The following is a 15,682-nucleotide window of genomic DNA, read 5'->3' on the forward strand; positions in this document are numbered from 1 at the left end:
CAGGGTCTTGGTTGCGGGAGTGGTTGATGGTTCAGGCAAGCAGTCATGCCGATACCGGGCAGTCGGCGGCAAAACCGCTAAGCCTGCTGGTGGCAGCGGTCGGGGTGGTTTACGGTGATATCGGGACCAGCCCTTTGTACACCCTCAAGGAAGTCTTCTCCGGCGGCTATGGGGTGCCGGTCAACCATGATGGAGTACTGGGTATTCTGTCATTGATCTTCTGGTCGCTGATTTGGGTTGTGTCCATCAAGTACGTGCTGTTCATCCTGAGGGCTGATAACCAGGGTGAAGGCGGGATCATGGCGCTGACGGCGCTGGCCCGACGAGCAGCGTCTCCGTATCCGAAACTGCGCACGTTACTGGTGGTATTTGGTTTGTTCGGTGCGGCGCTGTTCTACGGCGACAGCATGATCACCCCAGCAATCTCGGTACTGTCGGCTGTCGAGGGGATGGAGTTGGCCTTCGAGGGCATCGGTCATTGGGTCATTCCTGTGGCGCTGATCGTTCTGGTGGGGCTTTTCCTTATTCAGCGGCATGGCACGGCGCGAATCGGCATTTTGTTCGGTCCTGTGATGGTTGCCTGGTTTCTGGTACTGGCTGCGCTTGGCGTGCATGGCATTGTTCAGCGGCCTGAAGTGCTTCAGGCGCTCAATCCCCTGTGGGCGGTACGCTTCTTCATTGTGCATCCCGGTATGGGCGTAGCGATTCTTGGGGCGGTGGTGTTGGCGTTGACGGGCGCTGAAGCGCTGTATGCCGACATGGGGCATTTTGGTCGCAAGCCCATTGCACGGGCCTGGTTTGCCCTGGTGTTGCCAGCGCTGGTGCTCAATTACTTTGGTCAGGGTGCCTTGATCCTGGAGACGCCGGATGCCGCACGCAATCCGTTCTATCTGTTGGCACCGGACTGGGCACTGATACCTCTGGTCGGTTTGGCGACGCTGGCGACGGTCATTGCCTCCCAAGCGGTGATTTCCGGGGCATTTTCCCTGACTCGCCAGGCGATCCAGCTTGGCTATGTGCCGCGTATGCACATCCAGCACACCTCCAGTGACGAGCAAGGGCAGATCTATATCGGCGCCGTGAACTGGTCGCTGATGGTCGGTGTGATTTTGCTGGTGCTCGGTTTCGAGTCCTCGGGTGCCCTGGCCTCCGCTTACGGTGTAGCCGTGACCGGGACCATGCTGATCACGACCTTGCTGGTTTCTGCTGTCATGTTGCTGTTGTGGAAGTGGCCACCGGTTCTGGCTGTACCGGTATTGGTCGGCTTTCTCTTGGTCGATGGGCTGTTCTTTGCCGCCAACGTGCCGAAAATTTTCCAGGGTGGCGCATTTCCGGTCCTGGCGGGTATTGCCCTGTTCATGTTGATGACCACATGGAAGCGCGGTAAACAGATTCTGGTTGAACGGCTGGATGAAGGAAGCCTGCCGCTGCCGATCTTTATCAGCAGTATCCGCGTGCAGCCGCCCCATCGGGTTGAAGGTACTGCAGTGTTCCTCACTGCACGGGCGGATGCCGTGCCCCATGCGCTGCTGCATAACATGTTGCACAACCAGGTGTTGCATAAACAGGTCGTGCTGCTGACTGTAGTCAACGAGGATGCGCCGCGCGTGCCTGCCCAGCAGCGCTTTGAGGTCGAGGCCTACGGTGAGGGCTTCTACCGGGTCATTCTGCACTTCGGCTTCATGGACGAGCCAGATGTGCCTGCAGCACTGAAGTTGTGTCATCTCGAGGAACTGGACTTCAGCCCAATGCGCACCACCTACTTCCTCAGCCGGGAGACCGTGATCGCTTCGCGTCTTGTGGGGATGGCGCGGTGGCGTGCGACGGTGTTCGCGTTCCTGCTGAAGAATGCCAACAGTAACTTGCGCTTCTTCAACCTGCCGCTTAACCGTGTGATTGAACTGGGAACCCAGGTCGAAATGTAACGGGCAAAAAAACGGGCTCCGCTGGGAGCCCGTTTGCACAGTCGACTTACTGTTGTTCGGCGACGCTGGTTTTACCTTGACGGTTTTCGATGCCGTCGATCAGGCGTTTGGCCAGGGCCGGGTAGTTCTCGTCGAAGTGATGGCCGCCCGGCAGCTTGAGTCGCTCGCCGACGGCCGTATTTTCGGTACAACCACTTTCGTCGGTTTCCTCCAGGCCATAGACACAAAGCACCTTGGCTGCGGGCAATTTGGCCATTTCCGGGCCGGTTGGCGCCTCTTTGCCAGCATTGCCCAGCCAGCCTTCGACTTCGATTTCAAAGCTGCCGCTGCGGGCAAAGGCCAGCAAAATCACTGCGTCAATGCGCTTTTGATCTTCGCTGGGTAAGCGGTTGTAGATTGCCGGCAGCACGTCGGCGCCGAAGGAGTAGCCCGTCAGTACGAAGCGCTTGGTGCCCCATTTCTGGCGATAGTGTTGCATCAACTCGGACAGGTCGACGGCGCTTTGCTCTGGAGTTTTGTGCTGCCAGTAGTAACGCAGGGTATCGATACCTACCACCGGGTATCCCAGTTTGGCCATTTCACCCGCGACGTCCCGGTCCAGGTCGCGCCAGCCGCCGTCACCGGAGAGGAACAGCGTTACGGTGTCAGCCGTTTGCCCGGCAGGTACTTCAACAACCGGGATGCTCATGGCGTTGCCGTCCTGACCAATCAGTGCTTGGGTCAGTTGAGCCTTGAGTACTTGAGGCAAGTGGACGTCGTAGTCGCTGATGCTGGTTTCTGCATTTTGCTGATCACGGACGAAGGCCGCACTGGCGTCATCCGGATTGTCGTTCCAGGCCACGCTCCAGTGGCCGTGCGCGGCTGACTTCGGCAGAGGGGCAGGGCAGCCTGCCTGCTCAAGGGTGAAATCGACCGAAATCGCCTGAGCCTTGTCGTTTGTCTGTTCGGACAGCCAGCGCCATGCCTGTGCGGCGCCAGGGCCGATGCCCGCAACCAGAGTGGCGTCGCCCTGAAGTTGCTTGAGCGCCTCCTGCACAACCTGCTGCTGTTTAGCGCAGTCGGTGACCGGTAGGATCACTTGAACGAGTTGGGCGCTGCCACTCTGGCTCAGGTCGAGCAGTTGTTTATCACTCAGGGTTTGATCCTGAGGGACGGCTACGAGCACGCGGGCCTTGGCTTGGGTGCCAGGCGTTGTACGGGTCACGGGGCTACCGTCCTGCAGTGACAGGTGTTCCAGTTGTGCCTGTGGTGCTGGTCGTGTCCAGAGCCAGAAGCCCAAGGCGGCGGCAATCAGGGCTGCCACCAAGGTTGTCAGTGCGTACAGCCAATAGCGTCGAATCATTAGCGTTTCACCAATCCAGTCAGGCCGCCGGCGATCAGGGCGGCAGTGTCGGCCAGCGCTACCAGCGGATCAAGTCCTGCGGGTACGGCCATGTAACGGGGTTCCCAGTCGGGCTGGAACTTGTCTTTGAAGCGGCGCAGGCCCTGAAAGTTGTAGAGTTGTTCGCCGCGCTGAAAAACCAATGAGCCCAATCGTTGAGTCAGTGGTGCGCCACGCCGTGGTTGCAGCCCGGACAAGGGCACCATGCCCAGGCTGAAACGAGCGTAGTCATGTTTTTTATAGTGTTGGATCAGGCCGATCATCATGAACTCCATGGTCAGCTTCGGTGCTTCTGGGTGTGCGCGCATCAGGTCAAGGCTGGCCAGTTCATGGCTGTGGGTTTCCAGCAGGTTGGCGAACGCCACCGGACGGCCTTCGAACCGGATCAAGGCAATGCGAAAGTGCTGCAGGTAATCGGCGCTGAAGCGGCCCAGTGAGAAGCCTTTCTCACGTACGTTCTTACCGGTCAGCCACGCATCGGATATGACCTTCAGTTCTTCCAGCGGTGCTTCTCCTGGTTCATGAATTTCCAGGGTCAGGCCGTCCCGACCGCCGCGGTTCCAGGTGTAGCGCAGATCCTTCATTTCCTTGCCCTTGGCTTCAAGGTCGAAGCGCTTGAGGTCGACGCGTGCTTCTTCGCCCAGCTTGAGTGCGGTCAGGCCGATGTCCATATAGAACGGCAGGTTCTCCGCGCGTACCTGATAGAACACTGGACGGGCGTGGTGAACATCGCAGAGGTCGCGGAACTGCCAGATCATCTCGGCACGTTGTTGAGCAGGGCCGATGGGGTCATACAAGGCGACCAGGCTGCGGCCGCGACGTGCATACATGAGGAAGGCATTGTTATCGGGGTGAAACAGCAGGGCCTTGTCGCCGGTCAGGGCCAGGCCACCGTCGGGCTGATCCGAGGCGAGCAGGATGTGTTTGGCGCGCTGCAGTTCGTCGTCGTTTGGCAGGTGAATGACAGGCCTGGCGGTGCGCAGTAGCCACGTGAGTGCCACGATCACCAGCAGTACTGCGCTGCCCAGCGCCGAGCGCAGGCCTCGCGGTGCATCAGCATCCAGGGTGAATTGCCACCACAGTTGATGGCTGTAAGGAACGTCCTGATAGGCGAATAGCAGAAGCCAGATCGAGGCGCCCAGTACGCAGGCGCTGGCGACAACGTAGACAGGTGAAAACGGTAACTCCAGAAGGCGACTGGGGCGATAGAACGAGCGACGAAACAGCGCCAGCAGGCATGCGGTGAGGATCAGAATGCTGGCCTCTTCCCAGTCGAAACCCTTGAGCAAGGACAGCAAAGCGCCCACCAGCAGCAGGATGGTGGTTAGCATCCAGGCTGCCGAAAGGCGCCGACGCAACCCTTGGGCCAGCAGTAGGCAGAGTACGCCAACCAAACTGGCACCGAAGTGAGATGCGTCGATTAGCCGATGGGGTACCAGGAAGCCCATGTGTTCCAGGCGGGTGTCAATCTCAGGGGTAGCACCCGAAAACAGCAGGACCACACCGGAAAGGAACACCAGAACCGCCAGTACTGGCGCGGCAAGGCCGGAGGCCGCCCGCATGGCTTGACGGGCAAAAAGAAAGCGTCTCGCCTCGGTGGCCAGCAGCGCTACGCAAGCCAGCAGCAGAGGAAGCACTACATAGATCAGTCGGTAAAGCAGCAGTGCTGCAGCCAGTGGGGCAGCACCCAATTGGTTGGCGAAGGCTGCCAGCAGAATGGCCTCAAATACACCAACGCCGCCGGGAACATGACTCAATACACCAGCAGCCAGTGCGATGAGGTAAACCAGCAGGAAGGCACCAAAGGGCGGTGCTTCTGGCAGGAGCAGATAAAGCACTGTGGCTGCAGCGGCGACATCCAGTGCAGTAATGACCAGTTGCAGTGCGGTCAGTCGAACGCCAGGCAGGCGCAAGGTGCGTCGACCAATCTTAACCAGCAGGTTATCGGTAATGGGCTGTTCGGGCAGGCGTCGACGGTAAAGGCCAAACGCAAGGAGCGCGCTTAGCGCGAGAACCAGTACCGCAAGGCTCGCCAGCAGGCTCGCTGGCAGGCGCAGCGCCGTAGACGCAGCGTGCAGGTCGCTAAGGGTCGCGAGCGCGGCCAGCGGCGGTAGCGCGCAACCCAGGGAGAGGCTGGCGAACAAGGTCATGCGCGCCACCTCGGACGCTCCCAGACCATGCCGCGCATAGAGGCGATAGCGCACGGAGCCACCAGACAGCAGCGACAGGCCAATGGCGTTGCCAATGGCGAATGCAGTAAAACCGCCCAGTACCAGGGTTTGGGGGGCGAGCTTCACATTTGCATAGCGGCTGGCCGACCACTCATAACCGAGCAGGATGATAAAGCCGATCAGGGTGGCCAGCAGTGCGCCACCAAGTGATGGCAATGGAACACTCAGCAGTGAGTCGTGCAGCGAATAGATATCCAGCTCATTGAGCATGTGCCGACAGGCCACCAGGGCAATGCCGAACAGCAGCAAGGTTACGGTCAGGCCAATGGGCTGGCGGTACTTGCTGACCCGCTCAAGCCAGCGCAAGCGCTGCGGCGCAATTGGCTGGGCTGCAGTTACCGAAGTCTCGACGTCAGTGGTGTGAGTGCGCATCAATCACCTATTGGATTGTGCGCGACAGGATGGAAGTACCCAGTCAAGTTACCAATCCCTGTGGAATAGATTTACAGAATATTACCCTGTGATGACGCTTATGCGATGCACCGGGTTGGTTAAAGAAGTTTCATGCTGCCCTGGAGTAGGGCGGAGAAGGGTTGCGTATGAGGAGCGCAAAAAAAAAGGCCACTTTTTTCAAAGTGGCCTTTTTCAGACGTTTGGTTGCGGGAGCCGGATTTGAACCGACGACCTTCGGGTTATGAGCCCGACGAGCTACCAGGCTGCTCCATCCCGCGTCTGTGGGGCGCATTCTACAGCGTTGGCTATTGCTGTCAATGCTTAATTATTGAATTTCAATGGAAAACCCTGTGGGGCTTTTTTCGGCGCAAAGAAAAAGGCCACTCTTTCGAGTGGCCTTTTCTTAATCTGGTTGCGGGAGCCGGATTTGAACCGACGACCTTCGGGTTATGAGCCCGACGAGCTACCAGGCTGCTCCATCCCGCGCCTGTGGATTGAGATTCTACAGTTTTGCGCGATGCTGTCAATAGCGATGTGGAAAAAAACCTTTTCGTTCAACTATTTAGCCAGCCTGTAATGCCCTGCGAGGCAGGCGGGCCATGGCCTGTGCCGGGTTTTGCATCCTGTCGGGTGCACGGCTCGGCAACAGGGTGAGATACTGCGAGCACTCTTTTTACGGGTTGCTTGGCCAATCATGCCTCAACGCAAGATCATCCATATCGACTGCGATTGCTTTTATGCCGCCATCGAAATGCGCGATGACCCCCGCTTGGCGGGTCGGCCTATGGCGGTCGGCGGCGCTGCCGAGCGGCGAGGGGTCATTGCGACCTGTAACTATGAGGCCCGGGCCTTCGGTGTGCGCTCTGCCATGTCATCACGGCATGCGCTAAAGCTGTGTCCAGACCTGTTGATCGTCAAGCCGCGCATGGATGCTTATAAAGAAGCATCGCGTGAGATACAAAACATCTTCCGCGACTACACCGATCTCATCGAGCCCCTGTCTCTGGATGAGGCTTACCTGGATGTGTCAGACAGCCAGCACTTTTCCGGTAGCGCCACGCGCATTGCCGAAGATATCCGTCGGCGGGTTTCCCAGCGTTTGCACATCACGGTCTCGGCGGGGGTGGCGCCCAACAAGTTTTTGGCCAAGATCGCCAGTGACTGGCGCAAACCCAACGGTTTGTTTGTGATTACGCCTGCGCAGGTTGAGGAATTTGTCGCGGTGTTGCCGGTGAGCAAGCTGCATGGTGTCGGCAAGGTAACGGCGGACAAGCTCGGTCGGCTGGGCGTTGTCAATTGCCTGGAGTTGCGCGATTGGAGTCGCTTGGCGCTGGTGCGCGAGTTTGGCAGTTTTGGCGAGCGACTTTTCAATTTGGCGCGGGGCATTGATGAGCGCGCCGTGCAGAATGATTGTCGGCGTCAGTCGGTCAGTGTTGAGAACACCTATGATGCCGACTTGCCCGATCTGGCAAGTTGTCTGGATAAATTACCCGCATTGCTGGATGCATTGGCAGGTCGCATGGCGCGTATCGATAGCAGTTATCGGCCGGGTAAACCGTTCGTCAAGGTCAAGTTCCATGACTTTACCCAGACCACGCTGGAGCAGGCGGGGGCAAGCCGCGACCTGGAGAGCTATCAGCATCTGATGAGCCAGGCATTTGCCCGTGGCGGCAAGCCTGTGAGGCTACTTGGGATTGGGGTGCGCTTGCAGGATTTGCGCGGGGCGCATGAGCAACTAGAGCTGTTTTCGCTCGATTGAGGTGGGGCACGTCAGGCACGTACCCACTGCTCATCGGTCAGGTAATCAGTGAGCGCCAGGATCGGCAACCAGACGGCCGGCTTCGGTGGTCAGTGACTTGAGGAACTCCTGCTGCAGTTCTGGATCGTTGCGGGTCAGCTCGATCAGGCTCTGCTCCAGTTCGCTCGCCTCTTCTTCCATGCCCAGTTCTGAAAGACGCTTGACGCGATGAACCCATTGGCTGACTTCATCGTCTTCCAGGTCGTCGAAAATCAGGTCGTGGGCTTCTACCAATTTGCCACGCAGCGTACTGCTGAGCAGCAGGCTGGCATCGGCACGGACGTTGTTTTCCTCATCGGTTACTTGCAGATGCAAGGTGCCGACATGGCTGAGGTTTTGGTCGGTGAAGGGGTCGTCAAGCAGGTTCAGGCGCAGAATACCGTTACGGTCGGTAGTCAGCTCATGTGTCAGCTTGCCTGCCTTGATCTCCACGGGGCGTTCGCTCCAGGGCAGGCTGGTTTTTTCCTGGCGCTTGTCCTTCTGAACCTCATCGATAGCGGCCAGGTTCTGCTGGGCGCGACCGTTGGATTGTGTGTTCATGAATGGGTTCAGGCCAGCGAAGCCATAGCTGAGCCAGTCGTGAGTAACGCTGTCTGGCAGATTGCCCAGTGTGAAGACGTTGACGATGTTAGCGCCTGCACCGGCTACCACCGCGACCGCACCCAGCGGGATCTCATAGATTTCCCGCCAGGGCTGATAGGGGGTGTAGCGATCGTAACGACGCGTCACTTCAAACTCGGTGACTTCGAAGTTTTTCTGCTCTTGAATGCGCACGCGGCGTTGTGGCAGCTCAAGCACCTTGGGCTCCCCGACATCGATCTGCAGGCTATGCTCGAGCAATTTGCGCTCGATGCGCTCCTCGTGCTCGCTGCGCTGGGACATCTGATTGGCGCAGCCGCTGAGGAGCAGGGCACCGCACAGTGCGGTGCCCCCCAAGGTAAAGGTACTTCGCTTGAACATGATTACTCTTGCGTTGGCTGTCAGCGACGGATACGAGCTTGCAGGAACGACAGGGCATCGGCCAGCGCCAGAGGCTGAGCGTCGCGTTCGGTGCGGTGCTTGTACTCCAGGTTGCCTTCGGCCAGGCCGCGATCACTGATTACGATCCGGTGTGGGATGCCGATGAGTTCCATGTCGGCGAACTTGATGCCAGGGCTGGTCTTCTTGTCACGATCGTCCAGCAGAACCTCGAAGCCGGCAGCGGTCAGGTCGGCATACAGTTTGTCGGTCGCTTCACGAACCTGCTCAGTTTCGTAGCGCAGCGGTACCAGTGCGATCTGGAACGGTGCCAGGGTATCGCTCCAGATAATGCCGTTTTCGTCATAATTCTGCTCGATTGCGGCCGCAACGACACGGGATACGCCAATGCCGTAGCAGCCCATCGTCAGGGTTACAGGCTTGCCGTTCTCGCCCAGCACCTGGCACTTCAGGGCTTCGCTGTACTTGGTGCCGAGCTGGAAGATATGCCCGACTTCGATGCCGCGCTTGATGACCAGAGTGCCTTTGCCGTCAGGGCTTGGGTCGCCTTCCACGACGTTGCGCAGGTCAGCGATCTGCGGAACCGGCAGATCGCGCTCCCAGTTCACGCCGAAGTAGTGCTTGTCGTCGATGTTGGCGCCGATGGCAAAATCGCTCATCAGGGCTACGGAGCGGTCGATAATGCACTCCAGTGGCAGGTTCAGCGGGCCCAGGGAGCCGGCGCCAGCACCAATGGCGTCGCGCAGTTCGGCGTCGCTGGCCATGACCAGCGGGTCAGCGACCTGCTCAAGTTTGGCGGCCTTGATTTCGTTCAGTTCGTGGTCGCCACGTACAACCAGGGCAACCAGCTTGCCTTCTTCGGCGCCATGAACGATCAGGGTCTTGATGGTGCGCTCAATCGGCAGTCCGTGGCCTTCGACCAGTTGGGCGATGGTCTTGGTATCTGGCGTATCGACCAGGCGCAGTTCCTGGGTAGGGGCAGGGCGAGCCGTTTCCCGTGGAATCGCTTCGGCTTTTTCGATGTTCGCTGCGTAGTCGGAGCTGTCGCTGAAGATCACATCGTCTTCACCCGACTCGGCCAGTACGTGGAACTCGTGGGAGTAGGAGCCGCCGATGGAGCCGGTATCGGCTTCTACCGGACGGAAGTTCAGGCCCAGGCGGGTAAAGATATTGCAGTAGGCCTGGTGCATGCGGTCGTAGGTCTGCTGCAGGGAAGCCTGGTCGGTATGGAAGGAGTAGGCATCCTTCATGATGAACTCACGGCCACGCATCAGGCCGAAGCGTGGGCGGATCTCATCACGGAATTTGGTCTGGATCTGGTACAGGTTAAGTGGCAGCTGTTTATAGCTGTTCAGCTCGTTGCGGGCCAGATCGGTGATGACTTCTTCGTGGGTTGGGCCGACGCAGAACTCACGGTTGTGTCGATCCTTCAGGCGAAGCAGCTCTGGGCCGTACTGCTCCCAGCGGCCAGACTCCTGCCACAATTCGGCAGGCTGGATGCTTGGCATCAGCACTTCCAGGGCTCCGGCAGCGTTCATTTCCTCGCGCACCACGGCTTCGACCTTGCGCATTACCCGCAGGCCCATCGGCAGCCAGGTATAAAGGCCGGATGCCAGCTTGCGGATCATGCCTGCACGCAGCATCAGTTGGTGGCTGATGACGACTGCATCGGAAGGGGTTTCTTTCTGGGTGGCGAGCAAATATTGACTGGTGCGCATGGTAGGCCGTTGTCGGTTGCTTAACTGAAATGACCCGCATTGTACGGGCGGGATTCGGTGACGTACAGGATGGTGGCGGCTGAAACTGCAGCTATCTGTTTGCAATAAAAGAAAAAGCCCGGCAATGCCGGGCTTTTTCGTACTGATTACCGGTAGCCGAAGGGCTTACAGGATGCTCAGCGGGTACTCGACGATCACACGTACTTCGTCGATGGATGGCGAACCGTAGTAAACGCCGTCTGCGGAGCGGTAGGTCGCCTGGCGAACACGGAAGCTCAGGTCTTTTGCTGGGCCTTCCTGCAGGACGTACTTCGCTTCGATGTTACGCTCCCACTCTTTGCCGTTGTTAGTACCTTCTACGTTAGCATCGGTACCACGGATATAGCGGGTCATGAAGCTCAGGCCTGGAACGCCGTAGGTGGCCATGTTCAGGTCGTAGCGAGCTTGCCAGGATTTTTCGTCTTCAGCGTTGAAGTCGGAGCGTTGTACCGAGTTGGCCAGGAAAATGGTACCGCCACCATCAACGCCATAAGCGTAGTCACCGTCACCGGTTACACGCTGATGGGCAAGGGTGAATGTATGAGCGCCAATGTTGTATGCAGCCGAAAGGCTGAACGCACGGTTGTCAAGTTTTTGACCGTCATACGCCGTGACGTTGTTAGCGCCTTCGCCTTTGGTGTCATAGATGTTGAAGTCGAATACCAAGCCTTGCGCGTCGCTGATCGGCAGGCTCCAGTTCACGTTGGCGTAGTACTTGCGCCAGTAATCTTCTACTTTCGAGTAGTACAGGCTGGTGCTCAGGGTGTCGGTGATTGCGTAGGTGCCACCGAGAACATCGGCTTTTTTCAGGTGCAGGCTGTCACGGTCGGTTTGATCTTGGGCGTTGATGCCAGTGAAGTGACCGGCGTGCAGGGTCAGGCCTTTGATTTCGTTGCTGGTGATCAGGGCACCCTCTGCAACTTCAGGCAGCAAGCGGCTGTCGTCGGTAGCGAGAACCGGCAGCGCGGTGAACTGGTCGCCGACTTTCAGAACGGTGTCAGAGATGCGGAGTTTGACTGCGCCACCACCCTCGGAGTAGTCGTCTTGCGAGCGACCATCAGAGCCCGTCGGGAACAAGCCGGTGCCTGCACGGCCTTTGCCGCTGTCCAGTTTCAGACCCAGCAAGCCAATGGCGTCTACACCAAAACCAACGGTGCCTTGGGTGAAGCCCGATTCAAAGGTACCGATGAAGCCTTGGCCCCACTCTTCGCGGCGGCTCTGGCCGCTGTCGTTATTGCGGAAGTCACGGCTGAAATACAGGTTGCGAAGTTTGACGTTCAGCGCGCTGTCTTCAACAAAACCCTTGGACTCATCCTGGGAAGATGCCATTGCCAGTTGTGAGGTACCCGCGGCTACGGCCAGGGCGATAATGCTCCACTTCATCACGCGCATCGTGACTTGCTCCTTTGGTTTTTAGGAAGAGTTGCTGCCAGCCCAACTGGTTTTTTTATGCGGGCGGCTCTTTCTTTTTTTGCGTCGGCGGAATGTATATCACGCTGACGCATGTTGGCGATACTTGCGAAATGAACCTTTCGGTAACTTTACGGTCATGTCGCAAACAGTGTTGTCCCTGTCGCAAATCACGTCCCGGTTTTACGGGGCGTAGAACTCCAGCGCTGTTTTGGGCGGCTTAAGGATAGGTAAAAATAATCTAACCCTCGGCGCCAGCAACTCCCTGGTTACCCATGCAGCTGTTGTTATCTGTCGCACTCACCGTGTTCAGGATGGTGCTGTGTCGACTATGGTCAGCAATGGATGCAACAAGCGTGCACAAATCAGTGCCGGCCTCACAAATTTTTCACCTTTTTTTACGAAAACGCCTGCAAATGCCGAAAACGCGGGGGGCTAAGATCGCTTGGTTTGATCGGTTCTGCACTAATGACATAAGGCTTTTTTCGGGTTTTCACGTGGGCGTTACTGTCGGCGCAACGGGTGTTGGGTAGATTTTGGATACTCGCTGCATTCGGCTGGAGCGGGTGGCGTCATTTTGGTGCGAAAAGTAGCGCTTCTGTTACCGTTAGATTGTTAGCTATGTAACTAAGGGGCTTTTGTTTCAATAAATTGGCGCTGCTGATGCGTGTGGCCTTGATCGGTCGTGCTCTGTCGGGTGAACAGCGGTATTCTGCGTGTAGTGGTCTGCTTGGTGTCAATGCAAGTGAGACGGGTTATCGACTGTCGGGAGATGTGCCGTGTTTGTTCTGGATCCGCGCCTTGAACAGGATACGTATGTGCTGGGTGATTTTCCGCTCTGCCGTCTGTTACTGAGTAAGGATGCGAACTACCCTTGGTTTATTCTGGTGCCTCGCCGTGCTGAAGTCAGTGAGTTGTTTCAGCTTGATGGGGGTGATCAGCAGCAGCTCTGGAAGGAAACGACTGAGCTGGCTGAAACCCTCAAAGACAGCTTTGCCGCAGACAAGATGAATGTGGCAACGCTAGGGAATGTGGTCAGTCAGTTACACATGCACGTCATTGTTCGGCGTCGGAGTGATCTGGCCTGGCCTTCGCCGGTGTGGGGGCATTCGCCTGCCAGTCAGTACACGGCAGAGCAGCTTGCCGAAATTCGCCAGCGCCTGAAGATGGCGCTGGATGATGATTTTCAAGTCGTGGAGGGTTGAGCCATGTCGCTTGAGTTAAGAATCATGGAGCTGGAGAGCCGCCTGGCATTTCAGGACGACACCGTTCAGGCATTGAATGATGTGCTGGTCGAGCAGCAACGTGTGGTTGAGCGCCTGCAGTTGCAAATGTCGGCGTTGCTCAAGCGCTATGAGGAGATGGTAGGTCAGTACCAGAGCGCTGAAGAGGAAGCGCCGCCTCCGCATTATTGAGAGCACCGTTCAACGGGTACAAAAAAACCGCGATCAGCCAGGCTGTCGCGGTTTTTTATTGTATGCAATCAGCGGCGTGGTGCGGCAATCACGTCTTCTGCCTGGAGGCCCTTGTCGCGGTTCATGACCGAGAACTCAACACGCTGGCCTTCGACCAGTACTCGGTGGCCTTCCCCGCGAATGGCGCGAAAGTGAACGAAGATGTCATCGCCAGAGTCGCGGGAAATGAAGCCGAAGCCTTTGGAGGTGTTGAACCACTTTACGGTGCCTGTATCACGATTGCTCATGTCGTAGTTGGGGGCTTGATTGTGAAGGGGGCGGGTTTTTACCAGGTTTGCGATCAGGTGGGTAATGACCGCAAGCACTGCGCAGATCAGGGCGGGCAGGCTTCCCATGTCCTGGCGGGCAAACAGGGTGATGGTTTGCAGAACCACTGCCAGTACCAGCAGTGCGCTTGCCAGTTGTTGCAGGTGCTGACGAGGACGCGGCAGTGTTGCCACTGGAGCCAGGGTCAGGTTGAGCAGGCCGAAGAGTGCCAGGTAGACGGCGTCCGGTTGCTGCAGGAAAGGTGCCGCATCGGCTCTCAGGCTGGGTATTAAGGACAGCAGCAAAGCGGCTGCGCCCGTCAGGATGTGGACGATCTTGAACATGGTGGTTGGCTCACATTGTATAAGGAGGATCACAGGAAGAGCTGGCTCCATGGCGCGCAGGTGCACATTAGGGCGCAAAAACATGGAGGAGCAGCCTATGCGTCATGGCCTGGATGATTGGTAATGACAACACGCTACCTATTTAACAGCAAAGCTTGGGGGTTCTCAAATCGGCGGTCGGCGGCGGCTCATATGGCATGAGGTTTGGCTGATTCTGCCGCTGCAATCTGTCGCAGGGCTGCCGGGAAGGCTGCAGGGGTAGGCGAGTCTTGGTAGAGTGGCAAACATACCTGCTTGATGAGCAGGCACCATAGGAAGGGGAATGACATGGCAATTGATATCGGTATCAGTGAAGAAGACCGCAAATCTATCGTGGAAGGTTTGTCCCGTCTGTTGTCGGATACGTATGTCTTGTATCTGAAAACGCATAACTTTCATTGGAATGTCAGTGGTCCAATGTTTCGTACGCTACACCTGATGTTTGAAGAGCAGTATAACGAATTGGCCCTGGCCGTGGACTTAATTGCCGAGCGTATTCGTGCGTTGGGCTTTCCTGCACCGGGAACTTATTCCACCTATGCGCGCCTTTCTTCCATCAAGGAAGAGGAAGGCGTGCCGTCGGCTGAAGAAATGATTCGTCAGCTGGTGGAAGGCCAGGAGGCGGTCGTGCGGACCGCGCGCGGCCTCTTTCCGCTGCTCGACAAGGTCAGTGATGAGCCGACCGCCGACCTGCTGACTCAGCGTATGCAGGTGCATGAAAAGACCGCCTGGATGTTGCGCGTGTTGTTGGATAAGTAATGTTTGGGTGTTAATCAGGCAATATTTCCTTGTCTGATTAAAAAGCCTGGCCCTTTAGGGGTCAGGCTTTTTTATTTATAACGCTGTTGTCGGCGCGCAGGGAAGTGTTTCGTCGGTAGAATTTTTATCTCGTGTCTGGCGGATTGCTCCTACGGCAATAGCGTTTTGTTCTTCTAGAATGAAAATTATGTTGGGCGCTTTATAAGAGGGCGTGCGGCGTTAGTCGCTTATTTGTTCTCTTATTTATAAAGCGTGGTACTGATATGTCTCGAATGTTGAGTCGCGATGCTCGAGGAGCACTTGGCTTTCACGGGGTGGCCGTTGATCCGTTCGAAGCGGATTTCAATATGAATCTGGCACAACCGCTGTCGCGCTCGGTGCGCTTGAATGGCTTTGCGACCTGCCTGCGACTGGAGGAGGTCTACTGGAAGATTCTTGAGCGTATTGCGGTTGCCAATGGTTGCACGGTCAATTGCGTGCTCTCTTATGTGGATCGGGAGGTGCACCTGCGCCATGGTGGCGTGAAAAATTTCAGCGGTCTGGTGCGGGTCATTTGCGTGGTCTACCTGCTTGGCAGGGCTGCCGAGGTCTAGAATCATTCGCCCAGTGGGATGCTGGCGGGCTGCACAGCCTTCCTTAACCATATATAATCGCGCTTTTTACTGCGAGGCGTAGGCCCGCAGCGTAGTTAGCGAGACGTCCTCATGCCCCTGTACGACTATCAATGTGCTTCCTGCAATCATCAGATGGAAGTGCTTCAGAAGATCAGCGCTGCCCCACTGACCGACTGTCCGGCCTGTCAGGCGCCAGCGCTGAAAAAGCTGCTGTCCGTGCCAGGCTTTCGCCTGAGCGGTACCGGTTGGTACGAAACCGATTTCAAGACCGGCGCGAAAAAGAATCTTGCAGGCGGCGACAAGGCTGACTGAGTTGAACTGCACCGGCAGGG

At 57.4% G+C, this 15,682-nt stretch carries 13 protein-coding genes and 2 tRNA genes; 7 read left to right on the forward strand and 8 right to left on the reverse strand.

Annotated elements, in window-relative coordinates; all coding sequences use genetic code 11:
• Positions 1 to 26 precede the first annotated feature (26 nt).
• Complete coding sequence (locus UIA24_RS02515) at positions 27 to 1,925, forward strand: potassium transporter Kup (RefSeq protein WP_330522097.1); 1,899 nt, start codon at positions 27 to 29, stop codon at positions 1,923 to 1,925.
• Positions 1,926 to 1,971: 46 nt separating this feature from the next.
• On the opposite strand, the gene UIA24_RS02520 is transcribed toward UIA24_RS02515, so the two are convergent.
• The 4 genes from UIA24_RS02520 to UIA24_RS02535 all read right to left on the reverse strand — a co-directional run bounded on the left by UIA24_RS02520 (position 1,972) and on the right by UIA24_RS02535 (position 6,416).
• On the reverse strand, positions 1,972 to 3,267 hold the full coding sequence (locus tag UIA24_RS02520; RefSeq protein ID WP_330522098.1) for a virulence factor family protein: 1,296 nt from the start codon (positions 3,265 to 3,267) through the stop codon (positions 1,972 to 1,974).
• Positions 3,267 to 5,909 carry a bifunctional lysylphosphatidylglycerol flippase/synthetase MprF gene (mprF, locus tag UIA24_RS02525; protein ID WP_330522099.1) on the reverse strand — a complete coding sequence of 881 codons (2,643 nt, stop codon included), beginning with the start codon at positions 5,907 to 5,909 and terminating at the stop codon, positions 3,267 to 3,269. The genes UIA24_RS02520 and mprF overlap by 1 nt, the downstream gene beginning before the upstream one ends.
• A gap of 222 nt (positions 5,910 to 6,131) precedes the next feature.
• Positions 6,132 to 6,208: transfer RNA gene (locus UIA24_RS02530), tRNA-Met, on the reverse strand.
• A gap of 131 nt (positions 6,209 to 6,339) precedes the next feature.
• Positions 6,340 to 6,416 (reverse strand) — tRNA-Met (locus UIA24_RS02535).
• A gap of 208 nt (positions 6,417 to 6,624) precedes the next feature.
• On the opposite strand from UIA24_RS02535, the gene dinB reads away from it, so the two are divergent.
• Complete coding sequence (gene dinB, locus UIA24_RS02540) at positions 6,625 to 7,689, forward strand: DNA polymerase IV (RefSeq protein ID WP_330522100.1); 1,065 nt, start codon at positions 6,625 to 6,627, stop codon at positions 7,687 to 7,689.
• Positions 7,690 to 7,734: 45 nt separating this feature from the next.
• On the opposite strand, the gene UIA24_RS02545 is transcribed toward dinB, so the two are convergent.
• The 3 genes from UIA24_RS02545 to UIA24_RS02555 all read right to left on the reverse strand — a co-directional run bounded on the left by UIA24_RS02545 (position 7,735) and on the right by UIA24_RS02555 (position 11,855).
• Positions 7,735 to 8,688 (reverse strand): hypothetical protein, encoded by a 954-nt coding sequence (locus UIA24_RS02545; protein ID WP_099773796.1) that lies wholly within the window; start codon positions 8,686 to 8,688, stop codon positions 7,735 to 7,737.
• Positions 8,689 to 8,708: 20 nt separating this feature from the next.
• Complete coding sequence (locus UIA24_RS02550) at positions 8,709 to 10,424, reverse strand: proline--tRNA ligase (RefSeq protein WP_330522101.1); 1,716 nt, start codon at positions 10,422 to 10,424, stop codon at positions 8,709 to 8,711.
• Positions 10,425 to 10,589: 165 nt separating this feature from the next.
• Entirely contained in the window at positions 10,590 to 11,855 is a 1,266-nt protein-coding gene (locus UIA24_RS02555; RefSeq protein ID WP_330522102.1) for an OprD family porin, read from the reverse strand.
• 797 nt (positions 11,856 to 12,652) lie between these two features.
• Between UIA24_RS02555 and UIA24_RS02560 the strand changes: the two genes are divergently transcribed.
• Positions 12,653 to 13,078 (forward strand): HIT family protein, encoded by a 426-nt coding sequence (locus tag UIA24_RS02560; RefSeq protein ID WP_330522103.1) that lies wholly within the window; start codon positions 12,653 to 12,655, stop codon positions 13,076 to 13,078.
• Positions 13,079 to 13,081: 3 nt separating this feature from the next.
• On the forward strand, positions 13,082 to 13,288 hold the full coding sequence (locus UIA24_RS02565) for a SlyX family protein (protein WP_065761591.1): 207 nt from the start codon (positions 13,082 to 13,084) through the stop codon (positions 13,286 to 13,288).
• Between the two features lie 68 nt (positions 13,289 to 13,356).
• Here UIA24_RS02565 and UIA24_RS02570 read toward each other — a convergent pair whose 3' ends face one another.
• The gene (locus UIA24_RS02570) at positions 13,357 to 13,938 is read right to left on the reverse strand and encodes a cold-shock protein (protein WP_330522104.1); all 582 of its coding nucleotides are present in this window, start codon (positions 13,936 to 13,938) and stop codon (positions 13,357 to 13,359) included.
• A gap of 327 nt (positions 13,939 to 14,265) precedes the next feature.
• On the opposite strand from UIA24_RS02570, the gene UIA24_RS02575 reads away from it, so the two are divergent.
• From UIA24_RS02575 to UIA24_RS02585, 3 genes are all read left to right on the forward strand, one after another.
• Complete coding sequence (locus UIA24_RS02575) at positions 14,266 to 14,736, forward strand: Dps family protein (RefSeq protein WP_065761589.1); 471 nt, start codon at positions 14,266 to 14,268, stop codon at positions 14,734 to 14,736.
• Positions 14,737 to 14,999: 263 nt separating this feature from the next.
• A complete protein-coding gene (locus UIA24_RS02580; RefSeq protein WP_330522105.1) occupies positions 15,000 to 15,329 on the forward strand; it encodes a ribbon-helix-helix domain-containing protein in 330 nt (109 codons plus the stop codon).
• Positions 15,330 to 15,440: 111 nt separating this feature from the next.
• Positions 15,441 to 15,662, forward strand: a complete 222-nt coding sequence (locus UIA24_RS02585) for an FmdB family zinc ribbon protein (protein ID WP_065761587.1) — start codon at positions 15,441 to 15,443, stop codon at positions 15,660 to 15,662.
• Positions 15,663 to 15,682 lie beyond the last annotated feature (20 nt).

This window comes from Pseudomonas sp. AL 58, from assembly GCF_036348395.1.
Lineage (GTDB): Bacteria > Pseudomonadota > Gammaproteobacteria > Pseudomonadales > Pseudomonadaceae > Aquipseudomonas > Aquipseudomonas defluvii.